We start from the raw sequence: 16,780 nt of genomic DNA on the forward strand, positions 1-16,780 counted from the left end.
CCATGAAACCACTGATGCCTGTGCGCGAGGCGCTGGACTTCATGCTGGCCGCCGCGCGGCCGGTGGCGGACATCGAAACGCTGTCCACGCTCTCGGCCAACGGCCGCGTGCTGGCGCAGGCGCAGGTGTCCGGCCTGAACGTGCCCACGCACGACAACACCCAGATGGACGGCTACGCAGTACGTGCGGCCGATTGCGCCAGCGGCGCGGCCACGCTGACGGTGTCGCAGCGCATTCCGGCCGGCCATGTCGGTCAGCCGCTGCTGCCTGGCACCGCCGCGCGCATCTTTACCGGCGCGCTGATACCGGAGGGTGCGGACGCCGTGGTGATGCAGGAGCAGTGCGAGCTGACCGGCAACCTGGTCAACATCAAGCACGCGCCCAAGGCCGGCGAGTGGATACGCCGCGCCGGCGAAGACATCAGCAACGGCAGCGTCATCCTGCCTGCCGGCACCCGCCTGCGCAGCCAGGAGCTGGGCTTGGCCGCTTCTGTTGGCCTGGCCGAACTGCCGGTGCGGCGCAAGCTGCGCGTGGCGGTATTCTTCACCGGCGACGAACTCGCCATGCCGGGCGAACCGCTGGCGCCGGGCGCCATCTACAACTCCAACCGCTTCACCCTGCGCGCACTGCTGGAAAACCTGGGCTGCGAGATCAGCGACTTCGGCATCGTGCCCGATTCGCTGCACGCCACCCGTTCCGTGCTGCGCCAGGCGGCCGAAGGCAATGACATGATCATTACTTCCGGCGGCGTGTCCGTCGGCGAGGAGGACCATATCAAGCCGGCGGTGGAGGCGGAGGGCAAGCTCAATATGTGGCAGATCGCGGTCAAGCCGGGCAAGCCGCTGGCCTTCGGCGAGGTGAAGGACGCGTTCTTCCTTGGCCTGCCTGGCAATCCGGTGTCGAGCTTCGTCACCTTCCTCCTCTTCGTGCGGCCGTTCATCCTGCGCATGCAGGGTGTGTCCGACGCCAGGGCGCTTGCGCCCAAAGCCTACCAGCTGCGGGCCGACTTCAGCTGGCCGAAGGCGGACCGCCGCAACGAGTTCCTGCGCGCGCGCCTGAACGAGCAGGGCGGCCTGGACCTGTTCGTGAACCAGAGCTCCGGCGTGCTCACTTCCACCGTGTGGGGCGATGGCTTGATCGACAACCCGCCCGGCCAGGTCATCCAGCCCGGCGACACGGTGCGCTTTATTCCATTTTCAGAATTGATATGAACGTTACGTTGAAGTTTTTCGCCAGTGTGCGCGAAGCGGTGGGCACCTCCACCGAAGTGCTGGAACTGCCAGAGGGCGTGCAGACGGTGGCGGGCATCCGTGCGCTGCTGGTGGCGCGCGGCGGCGCCTGGGCGCAGGCTCTGGGGGAAGGCCGCGCCTTGCGCATGGCCTGCAACCAGGTGATGTGCCAGCCGGAGACGGTGGTGCAGGCAGGCGCGGAAGTAGCGTTCTTCCCGCCTGTCACCGGTGGCTGATACCCGGCGGCTGGCAGTCGGCGGTTGACGATCGCCGGTTATGCGCTCGCGCCAACCCGCCCTACGTGTGCCCTGCGAATATGCGGCATCATGCAGCGCCGTAGGGCGGGTTAGCCGAAGGCGTAACCCGCCAGCGCTCCGTCAGGAACGCTTGCTCGTCTTCCCCGCCGCGTCGCAGGCGGCGCACTCCTGGTTCCTGCGGTAGCGCCGGTACTGCGTGCCCACGAAAATCGCGGCCGCCACGGCAGCCCACGCGCCGGCGCTCAGGATGTCGGCCTGGGACGTCGTCCCCTTCACATATTCCACCCCGGCCAGGATCGCAAACAGCGGCACTGCCGCCAGCAGATAGCGTTTGATCCAGAATGCTGCACCCATGACCGCCTCCCAAATTGGTAGATGCGTGCCAGTATGCCCTAGAATGCCGGATTGCCTCAATATTTCACCCGGAATTCCCCATGCAGTCTCAGAACAACAATAACGATACCAAGAGCTACCGCGTCGCCATCATCGGCGGCGGGCCGGCAGGCCTGATGGCGGCGCAGACTTTGGCGCAGCGGGCCGGCTCCGCCCAGCCGCTCAGTATCGACGTCTACGATGCGATGCCGTCGGTAGGCCGCAAATTCCTGCTGGCCGGGCGCGGCGGCATGAACATCACCCACGCCGAGCCTTACGACACCTTCGTCACCCGCTACGGCAAGCGCGCCGCCGTGCTGCGCCCCATGCTGGACGCCTTCGGTCCGCAGCATGTGCGCGACTGGGTGCATGGCCTGGGCATCGACACCTTCGTCGGCACCTCCGGCCGCGTATTCCCCACCGAAATGAAGGCCGCGCCGCTGCTGCGCGCGTGGCTGCACCGCCTGCGTGAACTGGGCGTGCATTTTCACCAGCGCCACCGCTGGACCGGCTGGAATGCCGACGGCGCACTGCTGCTCGACACGCCGGACGGCGAACTGGCGGTGCAGGCCGACGCCACGATCCTGGCGCTGGGCGGTGCCAGCTGGGCGCGGCTGGGCTCGGACGGCGCCTGGGTGCCGCTGCTGGAGCGGCAGGGCGTGCAGGTGGCGCCGCTGGCGCCGGCCAACTGCGGCTTCGATGTGGACTGGAGCGCGCATTTCAGCGCGAAGCACGCGGGCGAGCCGCTGACCACGGTCGCCATCACTTCCACCGGCGCGGACGGGCAGCCGTTCCGCAAGCAGGGGCAATTCGTGGTGACAGCCACCGGGGTGGAGGGTAGCCTGATCTACGCGCTGTCGGCCGCGCTGCGCGACCAGATCGCGGCCGACGGCAGCGCGCTGATCCACCTGGACCTGCTGCCGGACCTGGATGCCGGGCGGGTGCTGGACGAGATCAGCCGCCCGCGCGGCGCGCGTTCCATGGCCAGCCACCTGCAGAGCCGCCTGGGGATCAAGGGCGTGAAGGCCGGCCTGCTGCGCGAGTGCGCCAGCGCCGAGGAGTATGCCGAGCCGGCGCGCCTGGCGCGGGCCTTGAAGATGCTGCCGGTGCGCTTGCGTGCGCCGCGGCCGATCGATGAGGCGATCAGCACGGCGGGCGGCGTGCGTTTCGAGGCTTTGCAGGGATTGATGCTGGCGGCGAGGCCTGGCGTGTTTGTGGCCGGCGAGATGGTGGACTGGGAGGCGCCTACCGGGGGCTATCTGCTGACGGCTTGCCTGGCCAGCGGGCAGGCGGCGGGGGAGGAGGCGCTGGGCTGGCTGCGGCGGGTTACGCCCCTGCAGGGCTAACCCGCCCTACGGCCGACGGGCCGGCGGATCGTTGTGTTTTCAATGGTCCCAGCTTACTTCGCCTGAACCGGTGCGGCTGACGTTGCGGTTGTCCGGGTTGCCGAACACGCGGATGTCGCCGCTGCCGTTCAGGGTCAGCTCGGCGGACTTGCGGGCGAATACATTGGTGGTGCCGGAGCCTTTCAGGTTCACCACCACCTGGTCGGATGCCAGGTGCTGCGCGTCCAGGTCGCCCGATCCGGTCAGCTCCGCGTTCAGGCTCTTGCAGCTGCCGCTGCTCCTGATCTGGCCCGACCCCACCATCTCCAGCGTCACCACGTCGCTGGCGCCGGTGTTGAGCGTGAGGTCGCCGCTGCCGTGCACGCCCGCATCGACCTTCTTGAAGCGCCCGTTGAAATTCAGGTTGCCGGGCCCGTGTACCTGCACCGACAGTTTTTCGCCGCTGAAGCCGTTCACTGTGCTGTCGCCGCTGCCGTGGATCTCCAGTTCGGACAATGAAGGCAGCACCAGCTCCACCTGCAAGGGCCGGCGGTGGTGGAACAGCATGCCTTTGGTGCCGATGTGCAGGGTGTTGCCATCCTGCTCGGTCTCCACATTGCCCAGCAGGCGCTGCTCGCCGCGCACCTTGAGCGAGGGCTTGTCGCCCTGGCGCAGGGTGAGGTCGATCGGCCCGCTCAGCTCCACCGACGTGATGCCGTTGCCGATGTCGCGCGTTTCGCTGGCCGGCGCGCGGCCTTGCGCGCTGGACGGGTTGGTGGCGCCGTGCGCCCGCAGCATGCTGTAGGACACCGCGATCAGCGCGAACGCGAGCAGCAGCATGCTGATTCCGACTTTAAGTAATGCTCTCATAGTGTGCTCCTGTCCGCCTTAGCGGCCCCGCAACAGGGAAAAATTCACCTGGATGTAGCGCTTGATGCCGAGGATGGTGTACTTGGTCACCACCAGGCTCAGCAAACTGAGCAGGATGCCCGCGATCACCAGTGTCATGCCCAACACCGACTGGGTGGTGCGCGATTCGCCATCCAGGTCTGTGGAGATGTGGACCGCGCTGCTGGCCATGCGCTCGGCCTTTTCGATGATCTTGCCGGAGCGGCTGTCGCCGTCTTCGCCGTCGGCGTCGGCCGGTGGGGCGTCGTAGCCGTCCAGCGGTTCCTGGTAAATCTGGATGCCGTCGTGGCCGATGGCGATCCGGGTCTGGGTGCGGTGGCCCTCGCCGTCGCGGTTGTCGAACTGGATCACGTCGCGCAGCGGGCCGTCCAGCACCAGCTCATTGGTGCCGGACAGGCCGCTGGCGGTGATCACGATGCCGCTCAGGTAGAAGGTGAAGGCGCACACGTAGACAGTGCCCAGCAGCGCGGCGTACACGATGGCCGGCACTACCATGATCAGGTTGAAAATCGCCAGCCCGGCCAGCGACACGGCCATGCGGGCGGCATTGACCGGGGTTTTCTTTTGCTCGAAGGCCGTCATGTGAACGTTGGCGCGCAGCGTCATGGCGATTTTGCGCGGCTCGCCGAGGTCGGCGGCGATCTCCTGCTCGCTGCGGCCGGCCATCACGCCGTCGACAAAGCGCTGCTCGTAGTAGGCCAGGGTCTTGGCGACCGTTTCCGGCGGCAGTCCCGCCAGGGCCTTTTGCAGCGCGTCGAGGTAAGCCTGCTTATCCATCTAACACTCCTGCGTTTAAAACGCGTATTGCGACACGGAAACTGCCGGGGCGAGGCGCTCGCTCAGCACGATGGCAACCGTGCTGGCGGCCACCACGGCCACCACTGCCAAGGTTTTCAAAGTCAGTCCGAGGGTCATGTTCTGCTCCATATTGATTCACTACCGATGATGCGACTGTACGCAAACCAACTTGTACAGACCACTGGCGTGCGACAGGATGCATAAACGGCGGGGCAGACGACATATGAAGGGGATAGCCGGGGACGTTCTGGAGCGGAGCCATGCTTGCCGGCCTATTTGCTCGTTAACAATGTGTTCGCGGCTGCCACGCCGCTGCGCACCGCGCTTTCCAGGGTGGCCGGGTAGTCGCCGGCGGTGTAGTCGCCCGCCAGCAGCAGGCCGGGCAGGCCGGTGGCGTTGGCCGGGCGCTGCATGGCGGGGCGGCAGGCGTAGGTGGCGCGCTTTTCGGTGATGACGCGGCTCCAGGAGGGATGCGCCAGTTCGGGGCGGCGCAGCACGGCGGCCAGTTGGGCGGCGATAGCGGCGCTGAGGGCCTGCTGCCCCAGTTCGGCGGCTGCGCCGGACGCGCTGATGACCACCGCCAGCATGCCCGCCTGCGCGGCATCGAGCTGGCCACGGTCGAACACGAACTGGCCCCAGTGGCCGGCGGAGGGGCGGTCCAGCAGGGCGTAGAAGGGTAGGTCAAGCCGCACGCCGGCGCCGTATTGCAGGTAGCAGGTGGTGATGGCTTCCGGCGTGAAGGCTTCCAGCTGCGCGGCCAGCGTGGCCAGCGTGGCCAAGGTGGCTTGTGCGGCCGGGCCGCCTGGCTCGGTCAGCGCGGGCAGCGGGGCCGGCGCGGCCAGCGTAGCTTGTGCGGCAGGGGCGTCCGGCCCGGTCAGCGGGGCGCGCGGAGCCTGCGAGGATTGCGTGTCCGCCGGCGCCATGGCACGCAGCAGGGCGGCGGTGGCGGGCGCGCCGTGGGCGAGGATCACGGCGTCAAATTCGTCCGTCCAGCCGTCGCCCAGCGCGTTGCCCGTGGCTTCGAGCCGCCAGCGGCCGCCGGGCAGCGGCGCCAGCCCGGTCACTTTGGCGCCGGTATGCACGGTGCCGCCGTGGCGGACCACATAGGCTGCTGCGGTGTCGGGGAACAGCGCGCTCAGGTCGGCGCGCGGGATCAGCATGTCGGACGCCTTGCGGCGCGCGCCCAGGCTGTCGCGCAGCACGCTGAGGAATACCTGCGCGGAGGCGCGCTCCGGCGGCGTGTTCAGCGCGGCCAGGCACAGGGGACGCCACATCAGCTGGATCAGGCGCGGCGTCTGGTCAAAGCGTTCCAGCAGTGCATCCACGCTGCAGTCGGTGTCCAGGCGCCAGTCCATCCAGCGCGCGGTGGTGGAAAAGCGCGCCAGCGACAGCTTGTCTTCCCGCGCCAGGCCGCCGGCCCGCAGCAGGGCGCCAAGCAGGTGCAGGGGCGCGGGCAGGCGCGGCGCCACGAAGTCCATGCCGCCTGCGCCGGGCGGGTAGCGCATCTGCAGCGGCAAGGACAGCACGGCCGCCTTCAGGTCCACGCCCGCCAGCTTCATTACCCGCAGCGTTTCGGCGTACGCGCCCAGCATGATGTGCTGTCCGTTGTCCACCTGGCGGCCATCCATCTCCACGCGCCGCGCCCGCCCGCCCAGGGTGCGTGCCGATTCCAGCAGGGTGACCGTGCAGCCGGCGCGCGCCAGTTCCATGGCCGCCGCGCAGCCCGCCCAGCCGGCGCCCGCCACGGCAACCTTGCGCGCTGTCGGCTGTGTCATGCAGCTTTAACCACGGATATAGGTTTTCCACGCAAGCCACAGCTTGCGGATCGGCGTCAGCGAGATACGCTGGTTCAGCACGTGGTAGCCATCGGCCTCGATCTCGGTGAGCAGGGTGCGGTAGATGGCCGCCATCATCAGGCCGGGACGCTGCGCACGGCGGTCTTCCTTCGGCAGCAGCGCGAAGGCCTCGTCGTAAGCCTTGTGGGCGCGGGCGATCTGGAACTTCATCAGGTTTTCGAAGTTCTCGGTGTGGCGCGCATTGAGCAGGTCAGCCGCGGTTACATTGAACTGCTGCAGCTCGTTCACGGGCAGGTAGATGCGGCCCTTGCGGGCATCCTCGCCCACGTCGCGGATGATGTTGGTCAGCTGGAAAGCGTGGCCCAGCTTCTCGGCGAACTGCAGGGTTTGCGGATTGGTCACGCCGAAAATGCTGGCCGACAGGATGCCCACCACGCTGGCCACGTGCCAGCAGTACTTGGACATGCCCGCGTAATCCAGGTAGCGCGTCTGGTTCAGGTCCATCTCCATGCCGTCGATGATGGCTTGCAGGTGCTCCTGCTTCAGCTGGTACACCGCCAGGTGGGGCTGCAAGGCCTGCGTCACAGGGTGCGATTGCTTGCCCTCGTACATGCCGGTGATCTCTTTGCGCCACCAGGCCAGCTTTATGCGCGCCACCGATTCGTCGGTGCACTCGTCCACCGTGTCGTCCACTTCGCGGCAGAACGCGTACAGCGCCATGATGGCGCGGCGCCGTTCCTGCGGCAGGAACAGGAAGCTGTAGTAGAAACTGGACCCGCTGGCGGCGGCTTTTTGCTGGCAGTATTCGTCTGGTGACATGGTCAAAAAAGCAAGGGTGAGGCGATCGAAGCCGCTATTCTAAGGGAAGCGCCGCAGCCGGGGGGCTTTTCATGGCGCGTTTCATCAGGGCTTTCATCCTCAGGCTGCGCCAGGCCACCTTGATCCAGTCGCCGCGCGTGAGTTTGGGCCGGCGCCGGAACACGTCGTAATCGACCTCTTCGATCGCCTCCAGGATGCGCAGCCCGCCTTGCACCACCATGCGCAGCTCCATCCCGATGCGGCCCCGCAGGCGCAGCGCCAGCGGCGCGCCGCTCAGCATCAGCGCCCGCGCGCGCGCCACTTCGAACTTCATCAGGCTGCGCCACTTGGCTGTGCCGCCGGGATGGTCCAGCGCGGCAGGGGACACGGCAAAGCGTGCCAGGTCTTCCATCGGCAGGTAGATGCGCTCCTTGTGCAGATCGATCGCCACGTCTTGTAAAAAGTTGATAATCTGTAACGCTGAGCAAATGGCATCGGAATCGCGCACGTTGTCCGCGTCCGCCTGCCCGTAGAGCGACAGCATCAGCAAGCCGACCGGGTTGGCTGAGCGCGCGCAGTAATCCAGCAGCGCCTCGTAGCTGGCGTAGCGCGTCACGGTGACGTCCTGTTTGAAGGCGGACAGCAGGTCGCGGAAGGGCTGCAGCGGCAAGTCGTACTGCGCGATCACGCCGGCCAGGCGCGCGAACATCGGCTCCAGCCCCGGCTCGCCGGCGGCGATGCGGTCCAGCGCCTGTTCATAGGCGGCCAGCGCTGCCAGGCGCTGTTCGGGCGTGGCGTCGCCTTCGTCGGCCAGGTCGTCGGCGCTGCGGGCGAAGGCGTAAATCGCCTCCACGGCCGGCACCAGGCGGCGCGGCAGCAGCACGGAGGCGACTGGGAAATTCTCGTAATGGTCTACAGACATATAGGGGTATTCAAGTAAATGACGCGAAAGTCATTTGCAAAGAGTGTGTCACGGCTTATAATTTTTAATTAACGGAAAGTCATTTACTTTCTGGCCGGAACCATCATAGTGGCAAAGTGCTATCGCCGCAATCCAAAGCAGCCCGCATAGTAAAGGAATTAATGTGTACTCCCTGAAAAACCTGCGTCCCTCTTCATCCTTGTCCGGCATCCCGGCCCTGGCGCTGTGCGCCGCCGCCGTGCTGTTGGGCGGCTGTGGCAAGCAGCCCGAGAAGACCGAAGATATCCGTCCCGTACGCGCCATCGTCCTGCAAGCCAGCGACATCGATGTGGATGCCGAGTTCTCCGGCGAGGTGAGGGCGCGCGTGGAGTCGCGCCTGGGCTTCCGCGTGCCGGGTAAAATCGTCTCGCGCAGCGTGGAGGTGGGCTCGGTTGTCAAGAAGGGCCAGCAGCTCATGCAGCTCGACCCGCAGGACTTGAAGCTGTCGCAGGCGCAGGCACTGGCTTCGCTGCGCGCCGCCGAGACCGCGCGCGACTTCGCCAAGGCGGAACTGAAACGCTACCAGGACCTGAAAGCCCAGAATTTCGTGGCCCAGACTATCCTGGACAGCAAGGACTCCGCCTACAAATCGGCGCAGGCCAACGTGGAAGCGGCGCAGGCCGGCTACCGCGCGCAGGCCAACCAGGCCGGCTACGCGGCGCTGGTGTCCGACGTGGACGGCGTGGTGACGGCGGTGGACGCCGAAGCTGGCCAGGTGGTGGCGGCCGGCACGCCGGTGGTGCGCGTTGCCAAGGCGGGCGAGCGGGAAATTGTGATCGGCATCCCGGAAGACAAGGTCGACGCGCTCAAGTCCATTTCCGACGTGCGCGTGCGCCTGTGGGCCAACCCGCAGCATGCGGTGCCCGGCAAGATCCGCGAGATTTCGCCCGCGGCCGATCCGGCCACCCGCACCTACACGGTCAAGGTGACCATCCCCGACAGCCTGGCCGAGGCGAAGCTGGGCATGACGGCAGTGGTGGAGTTCGCGTCCAGGACCGCGCAGCCGCAGATCAAGGTGCCGCTCACGGCCCTGCATTATGAAAAGGCCACCACCTCGGTCTGGGTGGTGGAGGGCGGCGCCGTCAAGCTGGTGCCGGTGACGCCGGGCGGCGTGGCCGGCAACGACATCGTGCTGGCCTCCGGCGTCAAGCCCGGCCACACCATCGTGACGGCCGGCGTGAACGTGCTCAAGCCGGGCCAGAAGGTGAAGATACTCGGTGAAGAATTGAGCAAGCCGGCCGCCCCCGCTGCGGCCACTGCGGCCACCACTGCGCCCGCCAAGCCGGCCGGAGCCGCCAAATGAAGGACGGCTTCAACCTCTCACGCTGGGCGCTCGAACACATCCCCCTGACGCGTTACCTGATGGCCGTGCTGCTGCTGGGCGGCATGCTGAGCTACGCCAACCTGGGCCAGGACGAAGACCCGCCCTTCACCTTCCGAGTGATGGTGGTGCGCGCCTTCTGGCCCGGCGCTACCGCGCTGCAGATGGCCGAGCAGGTCACGGACAAGCTGGAAAAGAAGCTGCAGGAGACGCCGCACGTCAATGAGATCAGCAGCTACTCGAAGCCTGGCGAAACGCTGATCCTGGTCGAGCTGCGCGAATCGGCCCCGCCGAAAGAGACGGCGGAGTCCTGGTATCAGGTGCGCAAGAAGATCGGCGACATCAAGGGCACCTTGCCGCAGGGCGTGCAGGGCCCGTTCTTCAACGACGAATTCGGCGACACCTACGGCTCCATCTTCGCGCTGTCGGGCGACGGCTTCACCTATGCCGAAATGAAGGACTACGCCGACTTCGCGCGCCAGCAGCTGCTGGGCGTGTCGCAGGTGTCCAAGGTCGAACTGTTCGGGGTACAGGAAGAGAAGATCAATATCGAGTTCTCGCACAAGAAGTTTGCCCAGCTGGGCATTCCTTTCGAGGCCATCGTCAACCAGATCGCCACGCAGAACAACATCGAATCGACCGGCGTGCTGGTGACCCCGACCGACAACCTGCAGGTGCGCGTGACCGGCGCCCTGAAGAGCGTCAAGGACCTGGAAGAGCTGGAATTGCGCGCCAACGGCACCACCTTCCGCCTGGGCGACTTCGCCACCATCAAGCGCGAATACGAAGATCCGCCGACCGAGAAGATGCGTTTCAACGGCAAGGAAGTGATCGGCCTGGGCGTGTCGATGGAGAAGGGCGGCAACATCATCAAGATGGGCGAGAGCATGGAGAAGACCGTGGCCGAGATGAAGGCCAAGCTGCCGGTCGGTATCGAGCTCCAGCGCGTGTCGGACCAGCCGAGCGCCGTGAAGGCCTCGGTGGGCGAGTTCGTGCACACATTGATCGAGGCGGTGCTGATCGTGCTGGCCGTGAGCTTCGTCTCGCTGGGCATGCACACCAAGCCCAAGTTCCGCCTGGACGCGCGTCCCGGCCTGGTGGTGGCGCTGACCATTCCGCTGGTGCTGGCCGTGACCTTCCTGTTCATGCGCATGCTGTCCATCGACCTGCACAAGATCTCGCTGGGCGCGCTGATCATCGCCCTTGGCCTGCTGGTGGATGACGCCATCATCGCCGTGGAAATGATGGTGCGTAAGATGGAGGAGGGCTTCTCGCGCTTCGACGCGGCCACCTTTGCCTACACTTCCACCGCGCTGCCCATGCTGACCGGCACGCTGATCACCGTGGCGGGCTTCCTGCCCATCGGCCTGGCCAAATCGGCGGCGGGCGAGTACACCTTCACGCTGTTCTCGGTGAATGCGCTGGCGCTGATCATATCGTGGTTCGTGGCGGTGCTCTTCACGCCCTACATCGGTTACCTGCTGCTGAAAGTGCAGCCCCACGGCGACGGCCACCATGAACTGTTCGACACGCCGGGCTACCGCAAATTCCGCTCGCTTGTGAACTGGTGCGTCGAATGGCGCAAGACCACCATCGCCGCCACGCTGGCCGTCTTTTTCCTGGGCGTGTACGGCTTCGGTTTCATCGAAAAGCAGTTCTTCCCGGATTCGAGCCGCCCCGAGCTGATGGTGGAAATCTGGATGCCGGAAGGGACCGCGTTCGCCGCCAATGAAAAACAGGTGAAGAAATTCGAGTCCTTCATCCAGAAGCAGGAAGGCGTCGTCAGCGTGACCAGCTATGTCGGCACCGGCAGCCCGCGCTTCTACCTGCCGCTGGACCAGATCTTCCCGCAGACGAACGTGTCGCAATTCGTGGTGCTGCCGAAGGACCTGAAGGCGCGCGAAGAGCTGCGCCAGAAGATCACCAAGCTGTTCAAGGAGGACTTCCCGGAAGTGCGCGGCCGCGTGAAGCTGCTGCCTAACGGTCCGCCCGTGCCGTACCCGGTGCAGTTCCGCGTGATCGGCGGCGAGGTGGAGAAGGTGCGCGTCATCGCCGACCAGGTGAAGGACATCATGCGTGCCAATCCGAACACACTGGGCGTGAACGACAACTGGAACGAGTCGGTGAAAGTGCTGCGCATGGACCTGGACCAGGACAAGATGCGCGCCCTGGGCGTCACCTCGCAAACGGTGATGCGCGCGGCCAATACCATCCTGTCCGGCACCACGGTGGGCCAGTTCCGAGACGGCATCAAGCTGATCGACATCCAGGTGCGCCAGCCGCTGGAGGAGCGCAACACCATCTCCAGGCTGAACGACACCAATATTCCGACGGCGAACGGCAAGTCCGTCACCATCGGCCAGCTGGCGCGCGTGCACTTCGTGTGGGAGCCGGGCGTGGTGTGGCGTGAAGGCCGCGAATGGGCCATCACCGTGCAGTCCGACGTGGCCGAAGGCATCCAGGGCCCGACCGTCACCGGCCAGATCGATCCCAGGCTGGACGAGCTGCGCAAGAACCTGCCGGCCGGCTACCGCATCGACGTGAAGGGCGCCGCGTCCGACAGCAGCGAGGCGGAAGCGTCGATCTCGGCCAATCTGCCGCTGGCGATCTTCATCATCTTCACCCTGCTGATGCTGCAGCTGCACAGCTTCTCGCGCGCGCTGCTGGTGTTCCTCACCGGGCCGCTGGGCGTGGCCGGCGCGGCGGCCGCCTTGCTGCTGCTGGGGCGTCCGCTGGGCTTCGTGGCCAACCTGGGCATCATCGCGCTGTTCGGCATGATCATCCGTAACTCCGTGATCCTGGTGGACCAGATCGAGCAGGACATCAAGGGTGGCGCGGAGCCGTGGGATGCGATCGTGGAATCGGCGGTGCGGCGCTGCCGTCCCATCATCCTGACGGCGGCCGCGGCGGCGCTGGCGATGATACCGTTGTCGCGCTCCGTGTTCTGGGGGCCGATGGCAGTGGCCATCATGGGCGGCCTGATACTGGCCACGGCATTGACATTGCTGTTCCTGCCGGCGCTGTACGCGGCCTGGTTCCGCGTCAAAAAGCCGGCGCAAACGTAATGCCACGTACCAGTGAGAACCAGTGAGACACACGTAGGGCGGGTTAGCGCGCAGCGCGTAACCCGCCGCGCGGAAGCTGAATTTGCAGAGGAATCAAGGCATTACGTTTATAACGTTGTGTTTAGGTTAAAAAACCCTTCCGTACTCTGAAAAAAACAGTAAAATACCGCGTTGAAGTTGAAAGCCCCTGCTGCGGCGGGGAAAGGGCGTGCCGTTTTCAATGGACCTTATTGAAAAACGGGCCGCCCTTTGCTTTTGTACAAATACGCCGCGAGGATGGCGAAATTGGTAGACGCACCAGGTTTAGGTCCTGACGCCAGCAATGGTGTGGGGGTTCGAGTCCCCCTCCTCGCACCACAGTATTCTTTATATTTTTTGGACGATTTTTACATGGCAACTGCAGTCGAAACCCTGGGCAAACTCGAACGTCGTATCACGATCTCCTTCCCGCTGAGCGAAGTCCGCTCGGAAGTTGAGAAGCGCCTGAAAGTGCAAGCCAAGTCGGCTAAGGCACCAGGCTTCCGTCCTGGCAAAGTGCCCATGAAAATGGTCGCCGCACAATACGGTTATCAGATCGAAACCGAAGTGCTGAACGATAAAGTAGGCCGCGCCTTCAACGACGCCGCCAATGCCGCCGAACTGCGCGTAGCAGGCTACCCACGCATCGAACCAAAGAACGACGCGCCGGAAGGCCAGCTGACCTTCGACGCCACCTTCGAAGTGTATCCGGAAGTCGTGATCGGCGACCTGTCCACCGTTGAAATCGAAACCGTGAAAGCCGACGTGTCGGACGCGGAAATCGACAAGACCATCGAAATCCTGCGCAAGCAGCGCGTGCACTTCCACACCAAGGGTGAGGCCGGTGAACACGGCGACGGCGGTGCGCCGATTGCTGCCAACGGCGACCGCGTGACCGTGGACTTCGTCGGCTCCATCGACGGCGTTGAATTCCCAGGCGGCAAAGCCGAAGACTACGCATTCGTTCTGGGCGAAGGCCGCATGCTGCCGGAATTCGAAGCAGCCACCGTGGGCCTGAAAGTGGGCGAAGCCAAGACCTTCGACCTGGCTTTCCCAGAGGACTACCATGGCAAGGACGTGGCCGGCAAAACCGCCCAGTTCACCATCACGCTGAAGAAGCTGGAATGGGCGCACCTGCCGGAAGTTGACGCGGAATTCGCCAAATCGCTGGGCGTTGCCGACGGCGACCTGGCCAAAATGCGCGAAGACATCAAAGTCAACCTGGAACGCGAAGTCAACGGCCGTGTGAAAGCACGCAACAAGGAAGCCGTGATGGATGCGCTGGTCAAGACCGCCACCCTGGACGTGCCGCAAGCCCTGATCGCCCAAGACACCGAGCGCCTGGCCGAAATGACCCGTCAAGACATGGCGCAACGCGGCATGAACGTAAAAGATGTACCATTCCCACCAGAACTGTTCGCGGAAAAAGCCGAGCGCCGCGTGCGCCTGGGCCTGATCCTGTCGCAACTGGTTAACGAAAACAAGCTGCAAGCGCTGCCGGAGCAAGTGAAAGCGCAAGTGGAAGACTTCGCACAAAGCTACGAAGACCCGCGCGAAGTGCTGAAGTACTACTACAGCGACCGCCGCCGCCTGGCGGAAGTCGAAGCCCTTGTATTGGAAGAAAACGTCGTTAACTTCGTTCTGGGCCTGTCGAAAACCACGTCCAAGGCTGTTGCCTTCGACGAGCTGATGGGAAGCAACGCGCAAGCGTAATCCAGCTTCAGAAGAAGCTGCATCACAAGGAACAATGCATGATGAACCGTAATCCGGCACTCGACACTGAAATGCTCGGCCTGGTGCCGATGGTGATTGAACAAAGCGGCCGTGGCGAGCGCTCCTATGACATCTACTCGCGCCTGTTGAAGGAGCGCGTGATTTTCATGGTCGGCCCCGTCAACGACCAGATGGCCAATCTGATCGTGGCCCAGCTGCTGTTCCTGGAGAGCGAAAATCCTGACAAGGATATCTCGCTGTACATCAACTCTCCTGGCGGTTCGGTTTCGGCCGGCCTGGCGATCTACGACACGATGCAGTTTATCAAGCCGGACGTGTCCACCCTGTGCACCGGCATGGCGGCGTCGATGGGCGCCTTCCTGCTGGCGGCTGGCGCGAAGGGCAAGCGGTTCTCGCTGCCGAACTCGCGCATCATGATTCACCAGCCGTCGGGCGGCTCGCAGGGCATGGCGTCGGACATTGAAATCCAGGCCAAGGAAATCCTGTACCTGCGCCACCGCCTGAACTCGATCATGGCCGAGCGCACCGGCCAGACCGTGGAACAGATCGCCAAGGACACCGACCGCGATCGTTTCCTGTCCGCCGAAGAAGCAACGGAATACGGCCTGATCGACAAAGTGTTGACCAACCGCGGCTGATGCGTTCCCTGCGCTGAGAAACTCAAAAAAGACGCCCGGACGCTACAACGTTCCGGGCGTTTCTTTTTTATTTCAGGTAGCATGTGCTATGTGCACCCATGCACGTTTTGCCCAGGGCAAAATAGGCAAGGTGTACGCTGCACCAATCTTGCAACTACTTAAACAAGTCCCATGTCCGAGAAAAAATCCTCCAGCGGCGAAAAACTCCTCTATTGCTCGTTCTGCGGCAAGAGCCAGCACGAGGTCAAGAAGCTGATCGCCGGCCCGTCCGTCTTCATCTGCGACGAATGCATCGACTTGTGCAACGACATCATCCGTGACGAGACGTCGAGCATTGAATCGGTCACCGGCGCCAAGTCGGACCTGCCGACCCCGCACGAAATCAAGGAACTGCTGGACCAGTACGTCATCGGCCAGCAGACCGCCAAGCGCATCCTGTCGGTGGCCGTGTACAACCATTACAAGCGTCTGAAGCACCTGGGCAAGAAGGATGACGTGGAACTGGCCAAGAGCAACATCCTGCTGGTCGGCCCCACCGGCTCGGGCAAGACACTGCTGGCCCAGACCCTGGCGCGCATGCTCAACGTGCCCTTCGTGATCGCCGACGCCACCACCCTGACCGAAGCGGGCTACGTGGGTGAAGACGTCGAGAACATCATCCAGAAGCTGCTGCAAAGCTGCAACTACGATGTGGAAAAAGCCCAGCGCGGCATCGTCTACATCGACGAGATCGACAAGATCTCGCGCAAGTCCGACAACCCGTCCATCACGCGCGACGTGTCGGGCGAGGGCGTGCAGCAGGCGCTGCTCAAGCTGATCGAGGGCACCATGGCCTCGGTGCCGCCGCAGGGCGGGCGCAAGCACCCTAACCAGGACTTCGTGCAGATCGACACCACCAACATCATGTTCATCTGCGGCGGCGCCTTCGACGGCCTGGCCAAGATCATCTCCAACCGTTCGGAAAAGAGCGGCATCGGCTTCTCGGCCACCGTCAAGAGCAAGGAGCAGCGCGCTGCCTCCGAGATCCTGATGGAAGCGGAACCGGAAGACCTGATCAAGTTCGGCCTGATCCCCGAACTGGTGGGCCGCCTGCCTGTGGTGGCCACGCTGGCCGAACTGACGGAAGAAGCGCTGATCCAGATCCTGATCGAACCGAAGAACGCCCTGGTCAAGCAATACTCCAAGCTGCTGGACATGGAAGGCTCGGAGCTGGAAATCCGGCCTGCCGCTCTGCATGCCATCGCCAAGAAGGCACTGGCCCGCAAGACCGGCGCGCGCGGCCTGCGCTCGATCCTGGAACACGCGCTGCTGGATGTGATGTACGAGCTGCCCAACGAGCAGAATGTGAGTAAAGTGGTGATTGATGAAAACACCATCACCAGCGGCGCCAAGCCCTTGTTGATTTATCAGGAAACGCCTAAAGCATCTGGTGAAAATTAAATAAGGACTGCACACATGCGCAAAATTCGTTTTGCATCCATGAGGCAAGGCGGTACAATTTAAATCAATAAAAGAATGCAGGCTTCATTCGGAAAGCCACACGCGATGCCTGCGTCGCG

General features: G+C 64.3%; 15 protein-coding genes and 1 tRNA gene. 9 read left to right on the forward strand and 7 right to left on the reverse strand.

Going from position 1 to position 16,780, the window contains the following annotated elements:
* The first annotated feature begins 2 nt into the window (after positions 1 to 2).
* Both glp and moaD read left to right on the forward strand, forming a co-directional pair.
* The gene (glp, locus tag ASC94_RS01205) at positions 3 to 1,211 is read left to right on the forward strand and encodes a gephyrin-like molybdotransferase Glp (protein ID WP_056389577.1); all 1,209 of its coding nucleotides are present in this window, start codon (positions 3 to 5) and stop codon (positions 1,209 to 1,211) included.
* Entirely contained in the window at positions 1,208 to 1,465 is a 258-nt protein-coding gene (gene moaD / locus ASC94_RS01210) for a molybdopterin converting factor subunit 1 (RefSeq protein ID WP_056389580.1), read from the forward strand. The genes glp and moaD overlap by 4 nt, the downstream gene beginning before the upstream one ends.
* A 141-nt stretch (positions 1,466 to 1,606) precedes the next feature.
* On the opposite strand, the gene ASC94_RS01215 is transcribed toward moaD, so the two are convergent.
* Positions 1,607 to 1,840 carry a hypothetical protein gene (locus tag ASC94_RS01215; RefSeq protein ID WP_056389583.1) on the reverse strand — a complete coding sequence of 78 codons (234 nt, stop codon included), beginning with the start codon at positions 1,838 to 1,840 and terminating at the stop codon, positions 1,607 to 1,609.
* An 80-nt stretch (positions 1,841 to 1,920) separates the two neighbouring features.
* Between ASC94_RS01215 and ASC94_RS01220 the strand changes: the two genes are divergently transcribed.
* Entirely contained in the window at positions 1,921 to 3,204 is a 1,284-nt protein-coding gene (locus tag ASC94_RS01220) for a TIGR03862 family flavoprotein (RefSeq protein WP_056389586.1), read from the forward strand.
* Positions 3,205 to 3,243: 39 nt separating this feature from the next.
* Here ASC94_RS01220 and ASC94_RS01225 read toward each other — a convergent pair whose 3' ends face one another.
* The 6 genes from ASC94_RS01225 to hpnC form a co-directional block, all read right to left on the reverse strand.
* Complete coding sequence (locus tag ASC94_RS01225; RefSeq protein WP_056389589.1) at positions 3,244 to 4,053, reverse strand: head GIN domain-containing protein; 810 nt, start codon at positions 4,051 to 4,053, stop codon at positions 3,244 to 3,246.
* Between the two features lie 18 nt (positions 4,054 to 4,071).
* Positions 4,072 to 4,869 carry a DUF1700 domain-containing protein gene (locus ASC94_RS01230; protein WP_056389594.1) on the reverse strand — a complete coding sequence of 266 codons (798 nt, stop codon included), beginning with the start codon at positions 4,867 to 4,869 and terminating at the stop codon, positions 4,072 to 4,074.
* Between the two features lie 15 nt (positions 4,870 to 4,884).
* Entirely contained in the window at positions 4,885 to 5,007 is a 123-nt protein-coding gene (locus ASC94_RS33970; protein WP_267875078.1) for a hypothetical protein, read from the reverse strand.
* 155 nt (positions 5,008 to 5,162) lie between these two features.
* Positions 5,163 to 6,665, reverse strand: coding sequence for an FAD-dependent oxidoreductase (locus tag ASC94_RS01235; RefSeq protein WP_056389597.1), 1,503 nt, complete (start codon positions 6,663 to 6,665; stop codon positions 5,163 to 5,165).
* A gap of 6 nt (positions 6,666 to 6,671) precedes the next feature.
* The gene (hpnD, locus tag ASC94_RS01240) at positions 6,672 to 7,505 is read right to left on the reverse strand and encodes a presqualene diphosphate synthase HpnD (RefSeq protein ID WP_056389600.1); all 834 of its coding nucleotides are present in this window, start codon (positions 7,503 to 7,505) and stop codon (positions 6,672 to 6,674) included.
* A 34-nt stretch (positions 7,506 to 7,539) separates the two neighbouring features.
* Complete coding sequence (gene hpnC, locus ASC94_RS01245; RefSeq protein WP_056389604.1) at positions 7,540 to 8,406, reverse strand: squalene synthase HpnC; 867 nt, start codon at positions 8,404 to 8,406, stop codon at positions 7,540 to 7,542.
* A 172-nt stretch (positions 8,407 to 8,578) separates the two neighbouring features.
* Between hpnC and ASC94_RS01250 the strand changes: the two genes are divergently transcribed.
* The 6 genes from ASC94_RS01250 (at position 8,579) to clpX (ending at position 16,661) form a co-directional block, all read left to right on the forward strand.
* Positions 8,579 to 9,748 carry an efflux RND transporter periplasmic adaptor subunit gene (locus tag ASC94_RS01250; RefSeq protein ID WP_373888096.1) on the forward strand — a complete coding sequence of 390 codons (1,170 nt, stop codon included), beginning with the start codon at positions 8,579 to 8,581 and terminating at the stop codon, positions 9,746 to 9,748.
* Entirely contained in the window at positions 9,745 to 12,831 is a 3,087-nt protein-coding gene (locus ASC94_RS01255) for an efflux RND transporter permease subunit (RefSeq protein WP_056389606.1), read from the forward strand. Before ASC94_RS01250 ends, ASC94_RS01255 begins: the two co-directional genes overlap by 4 nt.
* A 270-nt stretch (positions 12,832 to 13,101) precedes the next feature.
* Positions 13,102 to 13,188 (forward strand) — tRNA-Leu (locus ASC94_RS01260).
* Between the two features lie 33 nt (positions 13,189 to 13,221).
* A complete protein-coding gene (tig, locus tag ASC94_RS01265) occupies positions 13,222 to 14,562 on the forward strand; it encodes a trigger factor (RefSeq protein WP_056391976.1) in 1,341 nt (446 codons plus the stop codon).
* A gap of 41 nt (positions 14,563 to 14,603) precedes the next feature.
* A complete protein-coding gene (clpP, locus tag ASC94_RS01270; RefSeq protein WP_056391978.1) occupies positions 14,604 to 15,221 on the forward strand; it encodes an ATP-dependent Clp endopeptidase proteolytic subunit ClpP in 618 nt (205 codons plus the stop codon).
* 171 nt (positions 15,222 to 15,392) lie between these two features.
* Positions 15,393 to 16,661 carry an ATP-dependent Clp protease ATP-binding subunit ClpX gene (gene clpX, locus ASC94_RS01275; protein ID WP_056389610.1) on the forward strand — a complete coding sequence of 423 codons (1,269 nt, stop codon included), beginning with the start codon at positions 15,393 to 15,395 and terminating at the stop codon, positions 16,659 to 16,661.
* The last annotated feature ends 119 nt before the right edge of the window (positions 16,662 to 16,780 follow it).

The sequence above is a fragment of the Massilia sp. Root418 genome, assembly GCF_001425265.1.
GTDB lineage: Bacteria > Pseudomonadota > Gammaproteobacteria > Burkholderiales > Burkholderiaceae_D > Rugamonas.

Excerpts from the sequence above, each read along its gene's own strand:
- ASC94_RS01255 (WP_056389606.1), top strand. The coding sequence starts at position 9,745 with ATGAAGGACGGCTTCAACCTCTCACGCTGGGCGCTCGAACACATCCCC.
- ASC94_RS01215 (WP_056389583.1), bottom strand. The coding sequence starts at position 1,840 with ATGGGTGCAGCATTCTGGATCAAACGCTATCTGCTGGCGGCAGTGCCG.
- hpnD (WP_056389600.1), bottom strand. The coding sequence starts at position 7,505 with ATGTCACCAGACGAATACTGCCAGCAAAAAGCCGCCGCCAGCGGGTCC.
- ASC94_RS01220 (WP_056389586.1), top strand. The coding sequence starts at position 1,921 with ATGCAGTCTCAGAACAACAATAACGATACCAAGAGCTACCGCGTCGCC.
- moaD (WP_056389580.1), top strand. The coding sequence starts at position 1,208 with ATGAACGTTACGTTGAAGTTTTTCGCCAGTGTGCGCGAAGCGGTGGGC.
- ASC94_RS33970 (WP_267875078.1), bottom strand. The coding sequence starts at position 5,007 with ATGACCCTCGGACTGACTTTGAAAACCTTGGCAGTGGTGGCCGTGGTG.
- tig (WP_056391976.1), top strand. The coding sequence starts at position 13,222 with ATGGCAACTGCAGTCGAAACCCTGGGCAAACTCGAACGTCGTATCACG.
- ASC94_RS01230 (WP_056389594.1), bottom strand. The coding sequence starts at position 4,869 with ATGGATAAGCAGGCTTACCTCGACGCGCTGCAAAAGGCCCTGGCGGGA.
- ASC94_RS01225 (WP_056389589.1), bottom strand. The coding sequence starts at position 4,053 with ATGAGAGCATTACTTAAAGTCGGAATCAGCATGCTGCTGCTCGCGTTC.
- clpX (WP_056389610.1), top strand. The coding sequence starts at position 15,393 with ATGTCCGAGAAAAAATCCTCCAGCGGCGAAAAACTCCTCTATTGCTCG.
- hpnC (WP_056389604.1), bottom strand. The coding sequence starts at position 8,406 with ATGTCTGTAGACCATTACGAGAATTTCCCAGTCGCCTCCGTGCTGCTG.
- glp (WP_056389577.1), top strand. The coding sequence starts at position 3 with ATGAAACCACTGATGCCTGTGCGCGAGGCGCTGGACTTCATGCTGGCC.
- clpP (WP_056391978.1), top strand. The coding sequence starts at position 14,604 with ATGAACCGTAATCCGGCACTCGACACTGAAATGCTCGGCCTGGTGCCG.
- ASC94_RS01235 (WP_056389597.1), bottom strand. The coding sequence starts at position 6,665 with ATGACACAGCCGACAGCGCGCAAGGTTGCCGTGGCGGGCGCCGGCTGG.